This window comes from Photobacterium sagamiensis, from assembly GCF_050337085.1.
Taxonomy (GTDB): Bacteria; Pseudomonadota; Gammaproteobacteria; order Enterobacterales; family Vibrionaceae; genus Photobacterium; species Photobacterium sagamiensis.
Window position 1 is genome coordinate 32,859 of sequence record NZ_JAKJSP010000037.1, and the last position, 22,079, is coordinate 54,937.

Below are 22,079 nucleotides of genomic sequence, written 5' to 3' on the forward strand. Positions count from 1 at the left end.
GCAGAGTTCAGCGAGAATTCATTGGCTTTTAGTCAAGGCGGCCATTTGAGTGAATAGTGGTTCTATTTAGAGAATGGCTAACACAGAATAAAAGCCAATGAAACTCGCCCTTTGGGAGCTTCTCTGGAAAACCACTTCTTCACAAAATATGTTTGAAAGGGAATGCCATTCCTACACACATTTCGTTCGAATTGAGTTCCCAGAAGAAGCTCTGAACCTCGCATCTTGAGGTAGTTTGGGTATATGACCCCACTATCGTTGAATTGGGAATAACTGTTACCTTTTACTCTCTATCTGATTGCTCAAACATCTTCTTTCCTAACCGGTACAGACGCTTAGCCTGTTCACCCAAAGCCAGTTTACCATGCTCCAAACGGCGGCGGTTCAGCTGAGTATTCACACCGCTCTCATAGGCTGTCTGCAAAAACTCACTAATTTGATCAAGGTTATAAGCTGTTTTTCCCTCGCCGACACACAGCGGCAATATCTTATCGGGGTTAAGCAATGCCCGGTTATATTCCACCGCTTCTTTAATGATCATTGCCTTGGCTGAATCGCCTGAGGTTAAATCATAGGGCGGAGACCATTCCTGAACCGGTTGTAACCTGTCTACCTGATTGACTAATGCCATAATTTGCGGCTTTTTCCTCGAACGATTAGCCGCATCGGCATAGAAAGCATCCACTTTGCTTTTCAATTGACTATCTAAAGCTCGTGCTGACTGGTTCGCTTTTAGTACCCAGAACACCAAATCACTGTTAATGATTTGCTCAAAAATTAATGACTCTGTTTTTGGGTTACCATCAATACCCGGCAAATCAACCAAGTGGACAAGATCAATCCCCTCCACTTCACATTTATGCACAGTCACACAGTCAGTAGATGGGAGCGCGCTGACTTCAGCCACCATACTGCCAGTAATAGCGTTAACAACGGATGACTTACCGGCACTCACCTGACCAATGATCGTCACACGCAATGGGTCGATATCAGGTGCCAATCGTTCCTCATCCAAGTCAGCGGCGTGACTATGTTGCAACTCGGTATCTTTAGCCTGAAACCGGCCGCTATATAAATCAATCGCGACCGACACCACTTCCTGCAATAAGGCTTTCTTCAGTTTCGCTTGCACTTCTGCGCTGACTTCATCAAATAATCGACCAATGATTTGCCCTCTGGCTTCTGCGATCCACCCTGCTGGGGTTATCGCGCGAAAAACACGGTAAATATCATAAGCTTTCTTGGCCGTTTGAACCTTATCCTTCTGTTCATAACCTTGCTTTAGCGTGGTTATACGGATCTTTTCAGAAAACGGCACATGATCATGCAACAAGCGGCGATAGCGACGACTGACTTCTTCCACCATTAACAGAAATTCTGGTGCTGAGAATGCGAGTTCCTTCGCTTTAGTCTCCGGGTGATATTGCCTTGCCACTTCGCTGACAATAGTAAACGCATGGGATCGTAGCGATGTCCAATCCGCGCTCTCAGCTAACTGCTGGTCAATCATGGCATTCTGGGATTGCCAGACTTGTCGATCAAAATCAGCCCATTGCAGTGATGGCTTAACCATAATTTCCGCAAACTCTTCAGCGGTGGAACCTTCTATTTTATGATTCCGCCGAAGCCACAGGTACGGCAAGAATATCGCTAGACATAACACGGCAATAATAATCAGAAAAAGCAACCAATAGCCTTTCTCAAACAGCGATATCACACCAAAGACAGCAAGCACACCAAACGGCAGAATGATCGCTGTGATCATCAACGGAACAAAGCCATCAGACACCCGGCTCATCAACTGATAACTATTTTTTATCGGTTTCATTACTATCCTGTTTACCGCTTTTACCGACTTCTATTTCGGCAACAGCTTTTGCATTATTCAATGCCTGCTCAAACAGCGCCTTCATTTCATCTTTCGTAACAGTTTCGCCCTTACTCTTGTGATACAGATATTTACAGGCTGCCCGGCCAATCGCATAAGTGGATGAAAAACTGATTGCCGCCGCCGTTGCACCGCCGACCGTCTGACCATAGGCAGGAATGAACTTCACCAGCTGGCGAATACCCAGCTTAGACAGATACTGCACCATAAAGCCTGTGCCTAATGTGCTAATGAACTCCATAAAGCACTGTTTATCCCATGCTACTGCATATTGGTTAGCCAGACTGTGAAGCATTTTTCCCTGAATAGCAGGCACTGAAACCAGGCCTACCGCCGGGATCGCATCACTGGCCCCTGCCGCACCGGCATACCACATCACTTCTGTACGAAGTTTTTCAAAATTACTTTCTTCACGGGATGCGTCCGCTTGCTTCTTGGTCAACAAACTGAGGATCGGTAGCATCTCAGCCAACTCATTTTTCAGTTCGTTAATACCACTTTCGCCGATACGGGCATCATCAGCGTAATCGGGTTCTGTTTCATGGGGAGCAAAATCCGCCGCAACCGACGGCACAGTTCTCCCCCATATTGCTTCAACCTGGCTCTGGTTATGGATCATGGCCCTTTCGCGCTCAGCGATCTCGGCAATGGCGAGTACCGCTGTATGAACAACAATAATTTGCTTTATTGTCCCTGATTTTTTAATTCTTGTAAGGGCGTTGAGCACACCACTCTGTTCAGGCTCTTCCGCTTTCATCACCACGATCAAGGCATGGCTTCGATGCTGACAGGTTTGAATATCTTCAGCGGGATCGTAGTCAGTTTCAGACACGCCACGTGTATCAAGAAAACGTAACAGAGGATTATTTACCGGATAGTCATAACTCACAGCAGTCTTGGTGCAAGGGCGGAAACCATTACCGATTTCCACTTGAGAGTTTCCCGTCAGCGCTTGGACTAACGACGATTTTCCTGCTCCGGTTTTACCCAGCAGCCATAGGGTCGGCAGCTGTTCCTGCCATTGGGTAAAGGCGGGTTCAATATCTGGATTAACAGATGGATTGATGTAATCGAAGATTTTCTTAAGACTATTCATTCCTGTAATCACTTAATCAGCATCCGTGAATTGTTTTATGGCTATTAACCCCATAAAACTTAACATAATTACAGAGACGAAAGTCAGATACTCCCGCTCTTTACCGCTAATTTTCAGTCTCTTCCTGCATTACCATGATTGACGCTGACAACCCGAAGCGTAACTCGACCCCTTCAGGCAAATCATCAAGTGAGATACGTACAGGGATCCGCTGTGCTAGCCGGATCCACTGGAATACCGGATTCACATTGGGTAACAAGTTATAACCCACGGTGCCATCTGTCGGCGCAATCCCCCACCCCAGCGACTCAACCTTACCTTCAATTGGCTTATCCGGATGCGCCATTAGCGTCACCATTGCTTTATTGCCCATCTGAATTTGCTCAAGCTGGTTTTCACGAAAGTAACCAAAAACCCAAAAACTATTACTATCTACAAGCGCAATCAGGGGTTGATTCGCCACAGCCTGAGTACCAATTTGAATATCAATATTTGAGACATACCCATCAACCGAAGCAAAGACATTGGTAAATGTCAGGTTTAGCTTAGCCGCTTTTAGTTGCTGTTCAGATACTTTGATTTGAATTAGCGATTCTTCGTATGCAATTTGTCTACGGATCAGATCTTTATGCGAAACCGCTCCTCTATCTTTAGCTCTAATATCCAAGAGTCTGTCGTACTCGATTTTTTTTCCGCGAGCACTGAGTTTTGCACGCTCAAGGGATGCTTCTGCTTGTGCTAGTGATATCGCGTAAGTACTCGGATCTATCTGGAACAGTAAATCCCCTTGCTTAACAAATTGGTTATCATTGACCGTCACATTTACAATTGGGCCCGACACGCGTGGCGCCACTTTTATCACGTTGGCGCGTACCTGCCCGTCACGAGTCCAGGGATGAGTAAAGTACTCTTCATATTTTTGGTAACCCAGATAAATAGCGCCGCCAATGATCAGGACATTAAGTACTATGACCAATATCTTTTTTATCTTGTTCAAGTTCCCTCCTAAAACCGTAAGAAGAAGCTATCGATCGCGACGATGTAAAACAGCGTGATCGCCAGAAAAGTCATGGATGGAAAAGCAATTAATCGAGATAAACGTGTTTTATTCAGTATCGCTACTGTTATCCATGTCGCTGTCACGGCAATGAAAATCACAAGTAGCATGGGAGAGAAATAAACATCACCCGCCGAGAGTTCATGAGGCATCGCCATTATTGAACACTCCCTTCATTCTTGGCATTGTCAAACAGTGCTTGCGGTTGCTTGACTGAACCAGGCAACAGTGGAGGTAGCAGCGGAGGTGAATCCAGCTTATCACCCCAATCTGTACGTTTTTTCATTTGCTCAATATGTGTTTCACTGACAAAAGGCTTGCCGGTATTCACTTCCCAGCCGCCACCCAACGCCTTGTAGAGCGCTACAACCTGGTTGGCTACATTTCCTTTTATCAGAGCATAACTGTCTTCACTTCGAGTCATTTTCTCTACTGAATTAAGTAATCGCTCAAAGGTGATCTGGCCATTTTCATATTGGATCATTGATATATTAAAAGCCCGCAAAGACGCATTCACCGAGTTTAATTGCAGCTGTTTCTGCTGCTGATACCATTGATAAGATTCCAGCGCGTTACTCACCTCTTGAACCGCCTGCAACACTTTCTTGTTATAGCTCGTCAACGTTTCCTGGAAACGGGCATCTTCTAAGCGGATATTGTTTTTCACTCGGCCATATTGAAAGATATTCCAGGAAAACGCAGGCCCTGCCGATAATGTGAGTGAATCACTGAAACTAAAGCTGCTACCCGTTCGTACTGTACTGTTAACCCCTATTGAGCCGAATAATGAAAAGCTCGGATACAGCTCGGCTTCTGCAACCCCTATTTGGGCACTTTGAAGATGGGCCTGTAATTCTGCCACTTGTAAATCAGGACGCCGCATCACCAGTGATCCATCAATGGCACTATCAACCGCCGGCGGTCGGGGAACTAACGAATAATCGTCGTAGCCTGATAGTTGTTGCTTGGCGTCACCTCTGACATATTTCGAGTTGTAAGTTTTGACTCGTGCATCAATATCCGCAGATGCCAGCATGGCTTCTATTTGATCCGGCATTACACCCAATAACAATGCTAATGCATTACGAGATTGCAGCATGCCGATTTGTAAACCTGGAAGCGCCGCCTTGGTCGAATAAAGTTGGCTCTTCGCCTGCTGCACATCCAGTTCAGTCACATTACCGGAGTCATATTGCACCTGGGTGATGCCAACGACACGTTCCTGGATCTGGATATTACGTTCAGACAATAAAATGCGTTCTTGAAAAGTACGATAGTTAACGTAATTACGGGCTACTTCCGCTGTAATACTCACGATAATATCGTTGTACGACGCTATCGATGCATATAAGCCAGCCTCAGCAGACTCAATACCACGGGCATATTTACCCCAAACATCCATCTCCCAACCGGCATCAAATGACAAGGCTGCATTCGTGAATGATTGCTCGTTATTATAGACTTTCGCCAAATTACCGGACGCCCTCTGCGACTGCGGATAACGAAACGAGTCACTAATACCGAAGAGCATGCGAGCCTGAAGTATACGCAGGCCTGCTGCTTCAATATCCAGATTTTGCTGGTTGGCATAATCGACTATTGCGTTCAAAGTAGGATCGTTAAACTGCATCCACCACTGCATAGTATTTTGCTCAGCGCGCTTGTTGTTGTTCGTTTTCCAACTTTCAGGCAGTTTTACTTCATTCACCCCCTGAAAATCAGGTCCCACAACCGTACAGGCAGTAAGACTGTATAAAAGTTGAAGAGTGAGGCATGTTTTAATCTGTTTTTTAAACATCTCTCACCCCTTAGAATTTCATCTGGCGCAAATTCACCCAGTTGACATCCTCATAAGCCACTTTGCACTGATTCATCGCTTGGTACACATTCTTATTCAAGTTCAGGAGAATATAAAAACCGGCTATCTCTGAATCAGAATAGTCATTTAAGCTTAGGCTGTTGAAAAAGCTTTCCAGTTTTTCTTCGGTACTCTCATAATCAATACTGTAAGCATGAAAAACATCATTCAGCGCCTCTTGCCTTCGACCACCAGTCAGTGATTTCGCCATCTGTGCCAAGACTTGATCGCCCTTGGTAACACTAACATAGGTGGCACGGGCCTGATTCACCAACACGTTGGTCTTAAGCATCTGATCTGCTGATACAAATGTATTTAAATGGTTACACAGCAAATTGCAGCCTTTTGCAAATTCCACCAGCGCTTCAGGGGAGGCTTGAGTGATCGTCTTCTGGTTAACTTTGCCACTCCATAATATGAGTTTTTTTACGGTCACGTTCATAGTCACTAAATGCAAACTGCGATGAAGTCGATTTACAGCCGATGGATCAGAAAGCTGCTGAACACGTAATAACCCGCAGACATGCCGGAAAAAGCGCTCCCTCATGACCAGAAATAAATGCTCTGGCCTTGATGAAAATGGAAAGTAATAGGAGACAATAATCATCAACACCACGAGATAGAACAGCAAAATAATGGTAAGAATAATGCCAAAATGATATGTCATGGTGTTATCAATACCGAGGATAAATAATCCTATCAGGAAGAAAATGGTGATGGGCCCTTTAAACAAATAGAAGCCAATAAAGGTGTAGATAAAAATAAAGGCCCCCAGTTCAACACCCAGTGAAAGTTGCGGCAGAATAAAAACATATGAGGGAACAGCAAACAAAAAACCAAAAGTGAACAATACGAGTAGCAGAACCGGATGCACCGGGATATATGAAAGAACTGATACAAATATGGTCGAAAATATAACAAAACTGTATCCACCTGGCGGATTAAAATAAATCCATAAAATGCCAGCCACCCAATACGTTACAAACACCTTTATCGCTGTTTTTGCATTCTCTGCATCCCACCATAAAAACCGTCCCGGTGTCTTTGGCACTGTTTCCTTAAATGAAACACGCCCGGTGACCGAATCAATACAATATACGGTAGCAGTCAGACGCGAGAGGGTTTCATGTAACGAATTCAGTATATAGCCGAGCGTTATCAGGCTACCTTTTTGTAGATGAGAGCAGGAGTTTAAAGCTTCAACATCATAGCTCACCTTATGCTCTAAGGCGTTACGCTCGCTATTTTTTTCACCCCACCCAGCCTCAACAGACGCAAACAGATCCTCAATTTTATAAATGGTATCGTGATAATTGGTTATAAATGATGGGATATCAATGGATGCCAGATCTTTGCTTTGCGCGACGAAGATGAGTAGCTGAGTCACTTTTTTATAGTAATAAAGCGCCAAATCCCATTCTTTCTTGTACGCTGAAACATCACTGCATTCAGCACTTATCGCACTATATCGTTGCTCTAATGCATTCTGTGCCGCATACAATTGCTGAACCAGGCCTTCTTCAGTTGGTTCTGTCTCGATATTTCCGGCACTCTCTGTTGTGCCAGTTACTTCATTTGCTGCTTCGATGTCCTCGTCGGATTGATTATGTGACTCATGGATCTCTGATTGTGGCATTGTTGAAACTTGATTTGATAAACGCTTAAACAATTTGAGCTGCAAGGCACCAAGTTCAGCCGCTAACATTCTGAGATTTTGTTCAGTCTTAGTTGGAAAAACAAAAATGCCGACAAGCGTATAAACAACAACACCAAACATTGTCATATACGCACGGTCAACGCCATAGATAAAAGCCCCGCCCGCGTCACCACCGTTAGACATCATTAAAATCATTACGCCGGTAAGCATGAAAAGCGTCGGATCTTGCTTGTACGCATTACGGATATAAAAAACAAAAGAAATAACAATAGAAACTGTCAGCATATACAGCAAACGATCTTGCGCAAACAGACCAACCAGCAACAATCCGATCACAGCACCGACCAAAGTACCTAAAATTCGTAATGTCCCTTTCGCCAGCGATTCACGTCGGCTTCCCGTCGATGCAATCAGCATTACTGTAGTCGCAGCCGTCGATGCTTGAGGCCATCCCAATGCCAGTGGAATAAGGAATGCAAGCGTTAAGCTTAAAGCAACTTTGGTCGCAAACTTAAATTTATCACTCAGACAAAAAGGCATCAGCCAGTGACGAATAAATAAGAAGTACCTGAGTGTAAGAGGTTGCGCTATTTGATCGGAGCCCTTATCTGTCATCCAGACACCTCAATTATTAATCAGCCGTATAAAGCCTAGGCGATAATATTGAAAGCCCCCTAAAACATGATCATGAGAAGTGCCGTTAAAAATGAACTGAATTAACTACATTAGCTCAGGGTAAGCTGGTAGCCTAATGCAACCATACTCATAGATCGCACAGCAAGCAGGGAAAATAAAGTATGTCTAAAAAGGTCTATTGCATTGCGCAATTTCAACCTAAGCCAGGACGGGAAAAAGAGCTTTTCACCGTACTACAGGCTTTGGAACCCAATACACAGCGGGAAGATGGATGCCTTCAGTATATGGTGACACGCCATATTGAAAGCCCTTTTGCAACGGGGGAGTCCTTCCCTATTGTGTTCAATGAAATCTGGGCAGATATGGCGGCATTTGAAGCACATTGTCAGCGTGAAGAAATTAAAGCATTTTTTGCCGAGCATTGTGAAGCCGAGAGCGGCGCGGCTCAAAAGTGGAATGTAACCATCTATTCAGATGAGCCTGAAGGATATGACGCTCCATAGGTAATTTAATTAAAAAGACGATAACGGCTAGATAGATCGCATCTATTTAGCCGCTTTATCTTAGGCCAAGAATTATTAGCCCATCAACTTCCTATGAATCGGTTCTGCAGCCGCTCAATCACGGCAGTAAACAGCTTCACCCCCGGTAGCATTCTGCTTTCATCAATATCGAAGTCACCATTATGATGCCCTGCGGTCAGATCTGAACCCAGCAGACAATAAATCGCTTTACCGCCCTTGGCTTGTACACGGTCCACCAGATAACCCGCGTCTTCACTGGCACCGAAGTCTTTTTCACGAATGACATTATTGAAACCACAGCCGTAACCTACAGATGCCAGCAGTTCTACCAGCTCAATGTCATTGTGTAAGCCTATTGCTTCGCCCTGAGCATGAACTTCAACGTTAACACCGTGCATCATAGATGAGGCCTGAGCAATCCGTTCAACGTGCTGGTACATATAGTTATTCAGATCGCGATTTTCACCACGGGTTTCACCTTTTAATACGGCTTTATCCGGAATAACATTTCGTCCGTCACCCGCCGTCAACTGGCCAACGTTCACCCGGGTCATACCATCTCGATGACGGGGAATTGCCAGCATTTGCGTAACGGCAGTGCATGCTGCAGCCAATGCATTACACCCTGCATTAGGTTCAATACCTGCATGAGCTGGTTTGCCTTTAAAATGAAGATCAAATTTAGAACTACAGAGGAAATGTTGGGGATCACACACTAATGTCCCGCTGGGTACATTCATACCGATATGGGCGGCAAAAAAATAATCAACATCGTCCAGCCAACCACTTTCTGCAATCGCCTTCCCGGCACGACAGCCTTCTTCAGCAGGTTGAAACAGTAATTTAATCTTGCCTGATAGCCGCTCTTTATTTTCTGCCAGCACTTCAGCCAGACCTAAACCTATTGACGCATGCGCATCATGGCCACATGCGTGTGCTATCCCTGGCAACAATGATGCAAAACCGAGAAATCGCGGACGGTGTGAATCGTCCTGACTTTCCATCACTTCTACTGCATCAATGTCAAAACGGAAAGCATAAACAGGCCCTTCCCGCCCGGTATCAAGTTCCGCCCCAATACCGGTAACACCATTCATTTTTGCAAGTGTACTGGCATCCGCCCCCCAACTCAGAGCGCGTTGCTGAGCTTCAGCAATACTGGTTTCATCACGTCCCATGATGGCATCACGGGCAATGATACTGTCAGAAAAACACAAATCAAAACCAAGGTTTTCCAGAACCCCGGCAATGCGGCCAGTTGTAAAAAATTCACACCAGGCTGATTCCGGGTAACGGTGAAATTCACGTCTGTAGTTCATCAAGCGTTGCGATAACGCTTGCTCATCAAAAGTTAACTTGTTTACCACTTAATAATCCTATTACTTTTATGGCTAACGGATCTGTTTACTGCCACGCGCTATCGACTAGCAATTCCATCCCGATTTGCTTGCTATAAAAAGCCTGATAGAGGCGATTAGTAACCCGTTAATTCCATAAATCCTTGTCCTGAATGACTGCCCTTGACCTTAATTGGCCCTTCCCAGTAAGGAAACATAAATGGCAACCACTGTTCCTTGCGGACAACTTCCGCTCTAAGCTCAATCTGTTGTGATGGTACATCAATACGCCAATCTAAGGGTAAACTTTTACCTTCAAGGGTAGTATATCCTAATGGTGTTAACTGAATGTCTTGCTGGCTTAACTGAACGACTTTTCCATCAGGCCAGCTAAGGGTACCAAAATAGAATGGCTGTTGATTTTTCTCCCGGATCTGATAGAGCATCAAGGCACTTCCATCATCTAAATGAATAGAAAACCAATCCCACCCCTGCTGTTTTTTCGCCAGCATAGTGCTGCTCCACTCACGATCGTACCAGCCATCCCCTTTCACCTTGTACTGTTTTCCATCCAGCTCAAGGATGCCATCCACCTTGAGAAACGGGGCACTGTAATAATACGAGGCGATATCTTCTGATCGGTGTTTCCGGCTATAACCTTCCTTTCCCTGCAGTACAATCTTACCTAGGTTATTAACCTGCAGCCTAGCAGCCATATCACCATCTTGAAATTCCAGTAAACCGGGAAATGGGCTCTTACCTAAAGAGCGCCATGACCAGTTATCTAACCAGGCTCGATATGGTTTGCTCATAACCCCTGCCTGTCCGATACCACCACGGGCAAAGCGCTCGGCAAACCAGCTTTTTTTCTCTGATGTCACAACTGCATGAGCCATGAATATTTGGGGAGTTTTCCAGCCACCTTTTTTTTCTGTTCCGGTTGCCATGCGAAACATGGTCCACTGAACTCCGAACGTTTCACCATTTTCAGCTTCAAGGTTGGCTGTTAGATACCACCATTCCGTTCTGAAACCAGGATGACTGGAGAAATCACGGGGGAAGCGGAGTGGGCGACCTTCAACAACAGGTTGATAGTTACCTTCACTGGTTTGAGTCAGTAGTTCTGTGCTCATTGAGCGATCTTCTGCCTGATCACACCCCAATAAAAACAAAATGAAAAGTAAGGAAACCCACCACCGGAACTCTCCTTTTAACTTTAAAAGCAAAATGTTAGGCACTAATTTTTGAAATACTTGCATTAACATCAGAAAGACTCTCGCAACGACAAGATAGCTGAACGTTTAACCAGGCGCCACACAGGCCATGCCCCGGCAGCCAACAAAGCAAGTAAAGCCGTACCCAGCGACACTAAATATTGTGTTGGGAAAAAGTGAATTGGCATAGTCCAACCGAAGGAGTATTTTAAGACAACATCAATTAATAGCTGCGCTAACACTAAACCCAGCGGTAATGCCATTAGCGCTGTCATCAGGCCGATAACTAATAGTTGCCCGCCCCCTAAAGCGGCCAATTCACGACCGGTCATCCCCATACAACGAAGCAGGGCAAACTGCCGCTGTCGTGAAACTTCACCGGCAACAGTAGCAAAGAACAGCCCGCAAACGGCAATGAATAGCGTTAACTTACCTAATGTTGCTGTCACAATAAAGGTACGGTCGAATACCCGCATGGCTTGACTCATCAGCTCAGCATTATTACGAACCCTTTCAGGTTGCAGACGGAAACGCTCGCCCAACTTCGCCAATAATTGAGTGCTGTCGGCATCATCTTCCAAATGAATGGCTAAGCTAACCCGCCCCATTTTCGGCCACAATGCCTGCCAGTGCTTCTGAGAAATCAGCACCTGCCCGTATGGATTACCATAGTCATAATAAACACCCGCGATAATCCAGGAACCTATCATTGGCGCAGGTAAATTGATCTTATCGCCAGGGTGCCAACCTTGCTTTAATGCCATTGATTCACTAACCATCACGGATTGAGTATTGTGCAGATTGTACCAATAATCAGGTTCAGCCACTTTGACCAACAATGCCTCTTTTTCACCAGCGCTGGCTCCGACACTCTTGACCTCTAAGGTGCCAGCTTCAGTAGGTGTTTCTTTACGCCACTGCCACCAAACTTGCTCCACTTCAGGTTGCAACTCCAACCATTTCGCCATACGCGGAGCAACGCTCGACGATGGACGAACGTAAATATCTGCTGCCAGACGCTGCCCCAGCCAACTTTCCGTTGTACTGCGGAAACTACCAACCATGGTTTCCATACCAATATTGGAAGCAAGAGCCAGCATAAAGGCCATCGCAGCAACACCGCGGTAACTCAGACTGGCTGCCGCATCGGAGAAAAACCAGCGCAGGCGTGCCGAACGGAAAAACAAGCCCAGCTTCTGAAATAGCTGCCACAGTAAAAATGGCATCATCAGGCCTGAAGCAATCAGGATGCATGCAATCAAGACGAACCCCGCCAACTGCCCATGCGGCAACTGGTAAACGGCAATGGCACCGCCAATAAACAGACAGGAAAAAAAGGCTTGCCATGCAAATTCACGTCCGCTAAAACGCACTAAAGCCATATGTGTCGCTAAGCGTGCCGGCGGTGTTTTAATTAAGCGCATCATTGGCCAGCCACAAGCGAGCAAACTGCCAAAGACCGCAATGGCAACACTGGCTGCGCCCCATTGCCAGTGCCAGGTAACAGACAAGCTGACATTAGCACTATAGAGATCGCTTAACGTAGCCGCCACCGACGGTAACAATTGCTGAGCCAACAAAAGCCCTAATAAATTACCGCCAATAAGGCCTAATATAATCCAAACGATCAGTTCAACAACCAGTGCACCGGCCAGCTGAAAGCCAGACACGCCCGCTTGACGTAACAGCCCGACCAAAGGCTGACGCTGGGTTAATGACAATGACATTGCCTGATAGAAGATAAATAAACCAATTACAAAAGAGAGCATCCCCATCGCAAACAAATTAAGATGGAATGCTTCTGTTAACGGTTCGAGCTTGGCGCTCTGGTGACGTTCCAGGGTTAATCCCGGCGGGAGTATCTGAGTGAGAGTTGTCAGATCTTTCTGTGGCATTTCCCCGCAAAGAACCGTCGTAAGACCAGCACTTGGATGCAAATCGCGCAGTAAGGCCATATCTGCGATCATTCTTGGCCCGCCGATACGCTCATCACTAACCACTCGTATCGGCCCTATTTGCTGGCCATTGTCCAGCGTTAGCTTTTGCCCTTCCTCAACGCCCATATAACTAGCTAACTGACGACCGACCATGATTGGATACGGTGGTTTCATCAGTTCCAGCATCTTTCCTTGGTATTGCGTCAGACCTTTGCTTCTGATGCTCGATAACATAGCAACCGGATCGATGCCTACAATTTCAAAGTCGCGCCCCTGAGCAGTGACAATACGATGTTGTTCAAACGGTACACAAGTTTTAAAACCAGAGCGGCGCAGCTGGACATAGAAACCCTGCGGTACTTTGAGCCCCATTTGGGCATGACGAATTCGGTAAGGAAAAGGATTAGAAAATAGTTGCTCACCTTGACGATAACTTTCACGAGCCTGTTGGTTAACCGCCATTACACCGACTAACAGAGCGATGCCTAAGGTCAGACCTAGCCAGACCAGTAAAATCTGAAATGGGTGACGGCGGTAATGCCCCCAAAGAGCTTTAGCTACGGGGCTTAACATCCAATTGCCCCCCCTGGAGACGAATACAACCACGCATGTGTGAAGCTACTTGTTTACTGTGCGTTACCAATAATAAAGTACAGTCAAGCTGCTTAGTCAGATTAATCAGCAAACGGATCACCGCGCCCGCATTACGCTCATCCAAACTACCGGTCGGTTCATCAGCAAGCAGAATATCGGGTTCCATATACAGCGCTCGCGCAATAGCCGCTCGTTGTTGCTGGCCGCCCGACATTTCTTCAGGGTAGCGCCCTAATAACGGCATAAGATCGAGAGCGGAGATGATCTGTCGCCACAGTTCGGGCTTTTCATCCAGCCCCTTTAACTGACGGCAAAAACGAATATTATCGGCAATAGTCAAAGTAGGTAAGAGATTAAATTGTTGGAATACCATACCAATGTTATTGCGACGGAATGCGGTACGTTCACGCTCAGAAATATCGTGTATTGGCGTATTACCGATCCATATTTCGCCTGAATCGGCAGAATCTAACCCTGCAATTAAATTTAACAGAGTACTCTTACCAGAACCACTCTCACCCATCAGAGCAAGTTGGTCACCTTGTGCCAGTTCAAGCTCAGCACCCTGTAAAACGGAATGGTATTCACTGCCATCCTGATAACCTTTACAAAGCTTAGCAAGTCGTAACATCTACGTCCCCGATAATGAAAAAGGTCTTGAAAGTAAAAATTATATTACTGAATAATATGACACAGTTTGCCATTCCAGCCGACAGTGAAATCTACAGCAAAGCCAGACAACGAGAAAGGACTTTCAGAACCTTAGCCATAAATAAAATGCGATGCGTTGCAAACTGCCTACAAAAAGGCCAAATACCCTACAAGCGACTAACAACTTTGAATCTTGAATCAACGACTTAAAAATGTTCATGCCTTGGAGTAATTGTAGGATATTTCCGAGGAGCGACGCCAGCTAACATGATCGTGGCAACAAACATAGCCTTACCTGCAACACCACTGGCCGCTGCATTTCATTCACCAAGCTTGTTCAGCATTAAGCAATCAACCAGACTGCAACTTGTAGACAGCGTAATTTGTAATGCGAAAGACAGGGCAAAGTTTATCCACTACAGTTTTAGTAACAATATTTTTTACTAATACCAATCGGTATAACGGTTTCAGGTCATTACCTGGATTTTGCTGCAGGGAGCATGCAACAGATGATCAAAACAATTCTGGTAGTCGGCGCATCTGGTTATGTTGGTAGTCATCTGGTACCGGAATTAGCCAACAGTGGCTATCAGGTCAAAGCAACGGGTCGAAACCTGAAGTTGCTTCAGAAAAGGGGATGGTCTTCGATCCCCAATGTTGAACTTATCGAACTGGATTTGAACCAGAACACGGACCTTCGACCACTTCTCGCAGGTGTTGATGCCGTTTTTTTTCTTGTTCACGGTATGAACCACGGACACGATTTTATTGATTTCGAACTCGATGCTGCTCGTCATTTCAGTCAGGCTTTAAAACTGAGCCAGGTTCAGCGTGTTATCTATCTCGGCGCACTGCAATCGGTTAAAGGTTACTCAAAGCACCTCGCCGCCCGAAAAGCCACCGGCGAGATATTACGAGAAAGTGGTATACCCATCACTGAACTACGTGCCGGCATTATTATTGGCCCGGGCTCCGCGGCCTTCGAAGTCATGCGAGATTATATTTATAATTTGCCGGTAATGCTTACACCCAAATGGGTTAAGTCACACAACTCCCCTATCGCCTTGCGCAATGTTCTGCATTATTTACTGGAATTGCTTCACTTCATCCCTTCACGTCACCAGATAATGGATGTAGCAGGGCCAGAGCAACTCACCTACGAGTCGCAAATGCGTCAACTTGGCAGATTAATCGGCAAAAAAGTACATGTTATCCCTCTGCCTTTTTTACCCCTGTCAGTGGCTGCCTATTGGCTAAAGTTCATCACATCAGTTCCAACTAATATCGCTCGGGCTTTAGTCGGAGGATTACAGTTCGATCTTCCCGCTGATGGTAGTGCCATTCAGTCATTGATCCCTCAATACCTGCTAACGTATGAGGAAGCGGTGAAAGAGACGCTTCGCCATGAGACAGAAGTCGTTCGCAGCAGTGTGTGGGGGTTCGATCCCGATGCGCTTGCCCGTTGGCAACCTGGTTATGGTTATTACCCCAAACAAGCCGGATACACGTTGAAAACCGATGCCAGCGCCGAACAACTGTGGCGGCAAATACAATTGATTGGCGGAAAGGAAGGCTATTTTTATGCCAATTCATTATGGCGGATCAGGGAATGGCTCGACCATCTAATCGGGGGAAATGCCCTGACCCGCTTTCGTCGCGATCCCCATACCCTTGAACTAGGCGATCAGGTCGACTCATGGAAGGTCCTTAACATTGAACCCAATCGTTTTCTTTCCCTGTTATTTGGCATGAAAGCCCCGGGTTTAGGACGATTAGAATTTACCATCGAAGAAAAAGACGAGTATCGCGAAGTCGATATTCGTGCCTGGTGGCACCCTGCAGGTTTTTCGGGGTTACTATACTGGTTTGCGATGATGCCTGCCCACTTGTTTATATTCCGAGGCATGACACATGCGTTGGTAAAACGCTGTAAAGCGAAGGCACAGGAAGGTAAATCGGTCACGTTATAAAATGAAAAAGAGGTGCTAATGCACCTCTTTTTCTATTGTCAGCATCACTAGCAATCTATTGCTTTTGCGCCTGACTCATTTTTATCGCAGCTATCGGACCTGTAATTAATGTTACAGCAACAATAAAAGAAACAGGAACCGCGGTGATCACAATGAAAGATTGGAGTGCATTAAGCCCCCCATCTCCGGCAAGTAGCAGTACGGCAGCCACGCAGCCCATAATGATCGCCCAGAATAAACGATGCACTCGGCTTGGTTTATCATCACCGGAAACGACCATGGCTATTGCATAAGCCATTGAGTCACCAGTAGTCACAACAAAAGTCGTTGTTAAGACCAGGAATGCCGGTAGCAATATACTGCTATAAGGTAACTGAGACAGCGATGCCAGTAATACAGCAGGCAAGCCAGCGTCATTTAGCGGGCCCGAAATAATACCCGGTGTCTGTAGCTCCAGGAAAATACCTGTACCACCCAGAACCGAGAACCAGAAGTTAGTCACGATCGGCGCACCAATCGCCACAGCCAGAACCAGCTCTCGAATACTGCGGCCTTCAGAAATACGGGCAATAAAAATGGCCATCATTGGAGCGAAACCAATGAACCATCCCCAGAAAAACCAGGTCCACCAGATATTCCAACCTTCAGAATCATTCGTCAGGCTCATTTCAGGCAGGTTTGTCAGGTAGCTGGCAAAGCCATTACCAAACTGCTCGAAGATGAACTGGGTTGGGCCAAGGATCAGCATCACAAGCAGCAAGCCGAAAGCGCCAATAACATTAGCACGACTCAACCATTGCAGACCTTTGTCCATGCCTGAAGCGGCAGAAAGTGAATAAGCAGCAACAACCGCAGCCAGAATTACCAGCTGTGAAGAGACGTTATTTTCAATGCCCGCAATCACTTCCAGGCTATAACCTAATTGTGATGCCAGAAAACCAATCGGACCAATAGTACCTGCAGCAACAGCAATGATTGAGCAAGCATCAATGACCGCTCCCATCCAGTGATTCTCCAGACGATCACCCAGTAGAGGATACAGCAATGCTCTCGGGCGAAGTTTGACGCCACATTGATGGTGCGCATACATCAACACGATGGTTGCTAACGTGCCTAGTACAGACCAGGCAAGGAATCCCCAGTGTAAAAAGCTCTGGCTTAGGGCCGGTACAACGGCTGAGGCAGTTGAGCCAACCACACCGCTATAACTTGGAGAGGGGGTAATGAAATGATAAATAGGCTCTGCTGCAGACCAGAAGACACCGCCACCGGCAAGTAATGTACACATTATCATTGCCAGCCAACGGAACGTACCGATAGACGGTTTGGCCAAAGTACCCATGCGGGTTTTACCGTAACGACTTACGGCAATGAGCAAAGCTAAAGCGAAATTAACAACCATAAGCCATTGCCACCAGTAACCAAACTGTGAGGCTGCCGATGAAAAGAGAGACTGGATCAGGGTAGTAAAACGAGAAAGGTCGAACAGTGCCGCCAGAAGGAACAGGCTGATAAAACCTATTGTAAGCGTTGGCACAAGCTTATCGCCAATATGGCGGTTTTTTGTAGTTTTTTTTGTAGGTGTTGTTACTAATTTATCGCCAATATGGCATGCATTGCTTTGCATAAATTTCTCACGGTTATTGTGAGGGGCAACACATTAACAACAATTAATGGCTACATCCAGTAAAAACACCATTGACTGCAGTAATAAAACTACAATTTATGTTCTTATATTACTAAAGATAAAGCAATATCAGTCACTTAGAACTCTAATTGTTATTTGAATTATTTTTCATGAAAAATGACTAGAATGGTCGATAATTACCCATATCAACAAATGAAAAAGTCATGAATAGTACCAATCGGTATATCGCTTTAATAGAAGCCACTAAATGATGAATAACCCATCAAAGCCTGTTTGCAGACAAAAAAATGGCCCTATCCAGGCCATTAGCATTCTATCTATTTATACTCTAATTATTATTGATTCCGTTACATATCGCGTGTCGGTAGCTCAGGTAAGTGAGCACCGTTATTGTGCGGATACAGAACATACTCACCGTGGTACTTAACTTTCGATTTGTAATCAGTGACCTTGAACAACAGTAACCCCAGGCTGAATGCCGTATCAATGAGTTCCTGTGCGCTACCGCGAACATAGAGCGATAACGGCTTAGCCAGCTCAACTTGCTCAACCGATCCATCCTGGAGAGAAAATACGTCGCGGAATTGCTTCACACACACCACCAGAGAGGCCTGCCCCTCAGTATGATGGGTAACCTTGCGGTTTACTTCAAACTCAGTAGTGACCATCCAGCCTTTCTGCTCTAGCGCCTGATAAAGCGACTGAATTTGATCGCGGGTGACGATCTTTGCCTTGCCGTCATCGCCTCTGACTCCTGCGTAGGCTTCTGCAATATGCTCAAAATTTTGTTTTAACTGGGCATTCTTACCCATACTGCGAGCTTGCTGCTGCCAGCTCATCAAGGTTTTTACGACACAACGGTCGAAAGCTTGCTGCTTAATTGCTTTAGTCACCCATGCACTGAGAAAATGCGTTTCGCTCACGGGGTTTTTCTGTATTTTTCCGGATAGCTGAGATTCTTCGAGCTCTTTTAAACCCGCCGTTACCAGCTTATAAATTTCTTGAGAGTAAATCGCCATTGTTTTCCTTACAACTTTACGCATCTCTGGACAGAAGCCAGTAGAAAGCGGCTGACAGTAATGCACAAGTCGCCATAGTTAACGCCATAGGCCAGACTGTAGCATCAGGCATCATCGCAACAGCCCCTCCCACCACCGTACCCGTACCAAAACGTATTGTACCCGCTAACGATGAGGCGGTTCCGGCCATATGCGGATACTTCGACAATAAACACGCCATCGTGTTACTGCCTATGATTGAGATCGTGCCGACAAAAAGCATGACAGGGATAACCACCCCCCACAAGCCCAGGTGAAGCATTTGACCAAGGATCAATCCGATACCGGCGATTAATTGGACAGTCAAGCCAAAACGCAGCATCCAGTGTGATCCCATCTTCTTCACTAACCGGCCATTAATACTGGTCATCAGGATCAGACAGACCACGTTTAAGCCAAACAGGTAACCAAAGTTCTGAGTACTAACCTGATAAAGATCGATATAAATGAATGAGCCGACAGTAAGAAACGTAAACATCCCGGCAAAAGAAAAACCACTACAGAAGACAAAGCCAACAGCGGTTGGCGTCGTCATCAATCTGGCGTAATTTCGTAATGTCGTACCAAGATGGAAAGGTAGACGCTTTTCGGCAGGCAGCGTTTCCGGTATTTTCCATAATACAGACAAAATCACCAGCACGGCACATATTGCCAGCAACCAGAAAATAGACCGCCAGCCAAACCAAACCGATACGTATCCACCAATCATGGGGGCAGCTAATGGCGCGATCGTCATTACTAACGTAACAAATGACATGGTACGGGCGAACTCTTCTCGCTCAAACATATCCCGGACCAAAGCCTGAATAATCACGGCGGCAGATGCCCCGGCAAAACCCTGTGCGGCACGGAACCAGGTTAACTCAACAATATCCCGACTCATCGCACTCAGCACTGCTGCAATGGTAAAGAAAACAATGCCAATGATCAGTATCGGACGACGGCCATAACTATCAGCAAGCGGACCATGCAGTAACTGCCCGATTGCGAAACCTGCGGTATAAGCGGTTAATGTTGTTTGTACCAAGCTGGGAGTCACCGCTAAATCTTTTGCAATAGCGGGCATTGCTGGCAAATACATGTCAATCGCCAGCGGGGTGAGTGCAGCAATGGCACCTAAAATTATAATTAGTTGCAGACTCAGCTTTTGGCTGTCTTGTCGGGTCATAAATTCACTACGTGTACTGTTGTATTCACAAAGAACAGTATGGGAAAAATCAAGAAAGGTATTGTACGATGAATTGATCGCTTTTATTCTTTCCCGTCAGGAATAGATCAGTTTCTCTTTCATTAAACAACAGCCACAAACGATCGAGGCAATACCTAAAAGGTATATACCAAGATAAAACCAAACCACTTCAAAATGCAACGTTCAGCATCTTAAAGTAGTTTGGGCCTCGTTATTTCAGAAAAGACGCAATCTCTTCGTCAGTAAGGGGACGGTATTCTCCAGGCTCCAGCTCGTCATCAAGCACCACCTTACCCACTTGCTGGCGGTGAAGCCCGACAACTTTGTTGCCAACGGCGGCAAACATACGTTTTACCTGATGATATTTACCTTCAGAAATCGTCAGTAACGCTTCTCGCTCACCTAGCAACTCTAATTTAGCTGGACGCGTGAGTTCTTTTTCACTCCGTAGCTGAACACCGTCAGCAAAAGTCTGAATGGTTTCTTCCGGAACAGGATCAGCCAATTCAACGTAGTACGTTTTCTCACACACATGACGAGGAGATGTAATACGGTGTGACCACTGGCCATCATCAGTTAATAAAACCAGGCCTGTCGTATCACCGTCTAACCGGCCAGCCACGTGCATTTTTTCCGGGCTGACTTCATCGATTAAGACGAAGACCGTCGGGTTATGATCATCCACATGTGAACAGACAAAACCTTGTGGCTTGTTTAGCATAAAATATCGTGGCCCGTGTAAGGCTAAGATGCGACCATTAAATTCAACTTCGCAATCGTCGGTGATTTGGAACGAACCGTTTTTTACAATCTCGCCGTTCACTTCAATCAATTTGTCTTTTAGTAGCTTACCGGCTTCTCTGCGAGTAATACCCAAAGTGGTACCTAAGAATTTATCAAGCCTCATCACTGGCTCCACATGTTACAAAAGGGGCCGTATTATAAAAAGCTCCGCCATAACTTGCATTAAAAACTTACCTGTATACCCAAACTACTTCAAGATGCAGTGGTTTGGGTATCTCCAATCCAATGATCGCCGGTTATCAGATGAGTAAAAAACAACACTCATCGCAAAATTTCCCACCTTTTTCTCCGAACTATTACTAAGCTCAAAAAAGCGGAACATTTTTATTCTAAATCAGTCTTAATGAATAGACACTCTACAGACTGATTACGTACGACCAGTAATCAAACATGAGTGAATCGACTAACAACCAAGGTTAATCTATGAAAATCTCACTTGTTGCGCCAAGTCTGTCTTCTATTGACATGCTATTAAAACTCGTCGAAGAGCTTTTTTCTTACGAAGCATTACCACAAAAAATTGAACAAACAAGCCAAGCTATACACCAGCTGCTAAGTAATCCTGAATTAGGCCAAGCATGGTTTGTTGAAGTAGAGCATGAAGGCGAGAAAATGATTGCGGGTCACATCATCGTCAGTTACAGCTTTAGCCTTGAGCACGGGGGCCGTGTCGGCTTAATTGACCAATTTTTCCTCAAGCCTGAATGGCGACAGCAAGGTATCGGTACCGAACTGATCCCTCAGATTGAACACCATCTTGCCAATAGCGGTGTACACGCCCTGTCACTAGAGATAAACATCGGTAACTCTGGTGCACGCAGTTTTTATGAAAAGCATGATTTTGTACCACGTCGCCAATTTTGCATGATGACAAAAATCATCACACCGGAAGAAATACCACTAACCATAGCGTCATAAACAAGGCTTCATAAACATAGCCTCATAACCGTGTAGCCGGGCT

General features: G+C 45.6%; 17 protein-coding genes. 3 read left to right on the top strand and 14 right to left on the bottom strand.

The window, feature by feature from the left end:
* Positions 1-283: 283 nt before the first annotated feature.
* From L4D76_RS17915 to L4D76_RS17940, 6 genes are all read right to left on the bottom strand, one after another.
* Positions 284-1,828: a GTPase family protein gene (locus tag L4D76_RS17915; RefSeq protein WP_428442253.1), complete on the bottom strand. Its 1,545-nt coding sequence runs from the start codon at positions 1,826-1,828 to the stop codon at positions 284-286.
* Positions 1,809-2,984, bottom strand: a complete 1,176-nt coding sequence (locus L4D76_RS17920; protein ID WP_428442254.1) for a YcjF family protein — start codon at positions 2,982-2,984, stop codon at positions 1,809-1,811. The genes L4D76_RS17915 and L4D76_RS17920 overlap by 20 nt, the downstream gene beginning before the upstream one ends.
* A gap of 106 nt (positions 2,985-3,090) precedes the next feature.
* Entirely contained in the window at positions 3,091-3,972 is an 882-nt protein-coding gene (locus L4D76_RS17925; protein WP_428442285.1) for an efflux RND transporter periplasmic adaptor subunit, read from the bottom strand.
* A 17-nt stretch (positions 3,973-3,989) separates the two neighbouring features.
* On the bottom strand, positions 3,990-4,193 hold the full coding sequence (locus tag L4D76_RS17930) for a DUF1656 domain-containing protein (protein WP_428442286.1): 204 nt from the start codon (positions 4,191-4,193) through the stop codon (positions 3,990-3,992).
* 5 nt (positions 4,194-4,198) lie between these two features.
* On the bottom strand, positions 4,199-5,839 hold the full coding sequence (locus tag L4D76_RS17935; RefSeq protein WP_428442255.1) for a TolC family protein: 1,641 nt from the start codon (positions 5,837-5,839) through the stop codon (positions 4,199-4,201).
* Between the two features lie 10 nt (positions 5,840-5,849).
* On the bottom strand, positions 5,850-8,084 hold the full coding sequence (locus L4D76_RS17940) for an FUSC family protein (protein ID WP_428442287.1): 2,235 nt from the start codon (positions 8,082-8,084) through the stop codon (positions 5,850-5,852).
* Between the two features lie 269 nt (positions 8,085-8,353).
* Between L4D76_RS17940 and L4D76_RS17945 the strand changes: the two genes are divergently transcribed.
* Positions 8,354-8,695, top strand: coding sequence for a putative quinol monooxygenase (locus L4D76_RS17945; protein ID WP_428442256.1), 342 nt, complete (start codon positions 8,354-8,356; stop codon positions 8,693-8,695).
* An 83-nt stretch (positions 8,696-8,778) separates the two neighbouring features.
* Here L4D76_RS17945 and L4D76_RS17950 read toward each other — a convergent pair whose 3' ends face one another.
* From L4D76_RS17950 to L4D76_RS17965, 4 genes are all read right to left on the bottom strand, one after another.
* On the bottom strand, positions 8,779-10,083 hold the full coding sequence (locus L4D76_RS17950; protein ID WP_428442257.1) for an amidohydrolase: 1,305 nt from the start codon (positions 10,081-10,083) through the stop codon (positions 8,779-8,781).
* A 107-nt stretch (positions 10,084-10,190) separates the two neighbouring features.
* Positions 10,191-11,186, bottom strand: coding sequence for a lipocalin-like domain-containing protein (locus L4D76_RS17955; protein ID WP_428442258.1), 996 nt, complete (start codon positions 11,184-11,186; stop codon positions 10,191-10,193).
* A 131-nt stretch (positions 11,187-11,317) separates the two neighbouring features.
* Positions 11,318-13,777, bottom strand: coding sequence for an ABC transporter permease (locus tag L4D76_RS17960; protein ID WP_428442259.1), 2,460 nt, complete (start codon positions 13,775-13,777; stop codon positions 11,318-11,320).
* Positions 13,758-14,429 (bottom strand): ABC transporter ATP-binding protein, encoded by a 672-nt coding sequence (locus L4D76_RS17965; RefSeq protein ID WP_428442260.1) that lies wholly within the window; start codon positions 14,427-14,429, stop codon positions 13,758-13,760. The genes L4D76_RS17960 and L4D76_RS17965 overlap by 20 nt, the downstream gene beginning before the upstream one ends.
* Positions 14,430-14,958: 529 nt before the next feature.
* Here L4D76_RS17965 and L4D76_RS17970 point away from each other — a divergent pair.
* Positions 14,959-16,419, top strand: a complete 1,461-nt coding sequence (locus tag L4D76_RS17970) for an SDR family oxidoreductase (RefSeq protein WP_428442261.1) — start codon at positions 14,959-14,961, stop codon at positions 16,417-16,419.
* 55 nt (positions 16,420-16,474) lie between these two features.
* Here L4D76_RS17970 and L4D76_RS17975 read toward each other — a convergent pair whose 3' ends face one another.
* The 4 genes from L4D76_RS17975 to rsuA all read right to left on the bottom strand — a co-directional run bounded on the left by L4D76_RS17975 (position 16,475) and on the right by rsuA (position 21,221).
* A complete protein-coding gene (locus L4D76_RS17975; protein ID WP_428442262.1) occupies positions 16,475-18,046 on the bottom strand; it encodes a BCCT family transporter in 1,572 nt (523 codons plus the stop codon).
* Positions 18,047-18,414: 368 nt separating this feature from the next.
* Positions 18,415-19,086 carry a DUF2913 family protein gene (locus tag L4D76_RS17980; RefSeq protein ID WP_428442263.1) on the bottom strand — a complete coding sequence of 224 codons (672 nt, stop codon included), beginning with the start codon at positions 19,084-19,086 and terminating at the stop codon, positions 18,415-18,417.
* A 16-nt stretch (positions 19,087-19,102) separates the two neighbouring features.
* Positions 19,103-20,293 (bottom strand): Bcr/CflA family multidrug efflux MFS transporter, encoded by a 1,191-nt coding sequence (locus L4D76_RS17985; protein ID WP_428442264.1) that lies wholly within the window; start codon positions 20,291-20,293, stop codon positions 19,103-19,105.
* Between the two features lie 232 nt (positions 20,294-20,525).
* Positions 20,526-21,221: a 16S rRNA pseudouridine(516) synthase RsuA gene (gene rsuA, locus L4D76_RS17990; protein ID WP_428442265.1), complete on the bottom strand. Its 696-nt coding sequence runs from the start codon at positions 21,219-21,221 to the stop codon at positions 20,526-20,528.
* A 320-nt stretch (positions 21,222-21,541) separates the two neighbouring features.
* Between rsuA and L4D76_RS17995 the strand changes: the two genes are divergently transcribed.
* Positions 21,542-22,036 (top strand): GNAT family N-acetyltransferase, encoded by a 495-nt coding sequence (locus tag L4D76_RS17995; RefSeq protein ID WP_428442266.1) that lies wholly within the window; start codon positions 21,542-21,544, stop codon positions 22,034-22,036.
* Positions 22,037-22,079: the final 43 nt, after the last annotated feature.

Excerpts from the sequence above, each read along its gene's own strand:
- L4D76_RS17980 (WP_428442263.1), bottom strand. The coding sequence starts at position 19,086 with ATGGCGATTTACTCTCAAGAAATTTATAAGCTGGTAACGGCGGGTTTA.
- rsuA (WP_428442265.1), bottom strand. The coding sequence starts at position 21,221 with ATGAGGCTTGATAAATTCTTAGGTACCACTTTGGGTATTACTCGCAGA.
- L4D76_RS17995 (WP_428442266.1), top strand. The coding sequence starts at position 21,542 with ATGAAAATCTCACTTGTTGCGCCAAGTCTGTCTTCTATTGACATGCTA.
- L4D76_RS17920 (WP_428442254.1), bottom strand. The coding sequence starts at position 2,984 with ATGAATAGTCTTAAGAAAATCTTCGATTACATCAATCCATCTGTTAAT.
- L4D76_RS17945 (WP_428442256.1), top strand. The coding sequence starts at position 8,354 with ATGTCTAAAAAGGTCTATTGCATTGCGCAATTTCAACCTAAGCCAGGA.
- L4D76_RS17955 (WP_428442258.1), bottom strand. The coding sequence starts at position 11,186 with ATGAGCACAGAACTACTGACTCAAACCAGTGAAGGTAACTATCAACCT.
- L4D76_RS17935 (WP_428442255.1), bottom strand. The coding sequence starts at position 5,839 with ATGTTTAAAAAACAGATTAAAACATGCCTCACTCTTCAACTTTTATAC.
- L4D76_RS17985 (WP_428442264.1), bottom strand. The coding sequence starts at position 20,293 with ATGACCCGACAAGACAGCCAAAAGCTGAGTCTGCAACTAATTATAATT.
- L4D76_RS17965 (WP_428442260.1), bottom strand. The coding sequence starts at position 14,429 with ATGTTACGACTTGCTAAGCTTTGTAAAGGTTATCAGGATGGCAGTGAA.
- L4D76_RS17915 (WP_428442253.1), bottom strand. The coding sequence starts at position 1,828 with ATGAAACCGATAAAAAATAGTTATCAGTTGATGAGCCGGGTGTCTGAT.
- L4D76_RS17960 (WP_428442259.1), bottom strand. The coding sequence starts at position 13,777 with ATGTTAAGCCCCGTAGCTAAAGCTCTTTGGGGGCATTACCGCCGTCAC.
- L4D76_RS17970 (WP_428442261.1), top strand. The coding sequence starts at position 14,959 with ATGATCAAAACAATTCTGGTAGTCGGCGCATCTGGTTATGTTGGTAGT.
- L4D76_RS17975 (WP_428442262.1), bottom strand. The coding sequence starts at position 18,046 with ATGCAAAGCAATGCATGCCATATTGGCGATAAATTAGTAACAACACCT.
- L4D76_RS17930 (WP_428442286.1), bottom strand. The coding sequence starts at position 4,193 with ATGCCTCATGAACTCTCGGCGGGTGATGTTTATTTCTCTCCCATGCTA.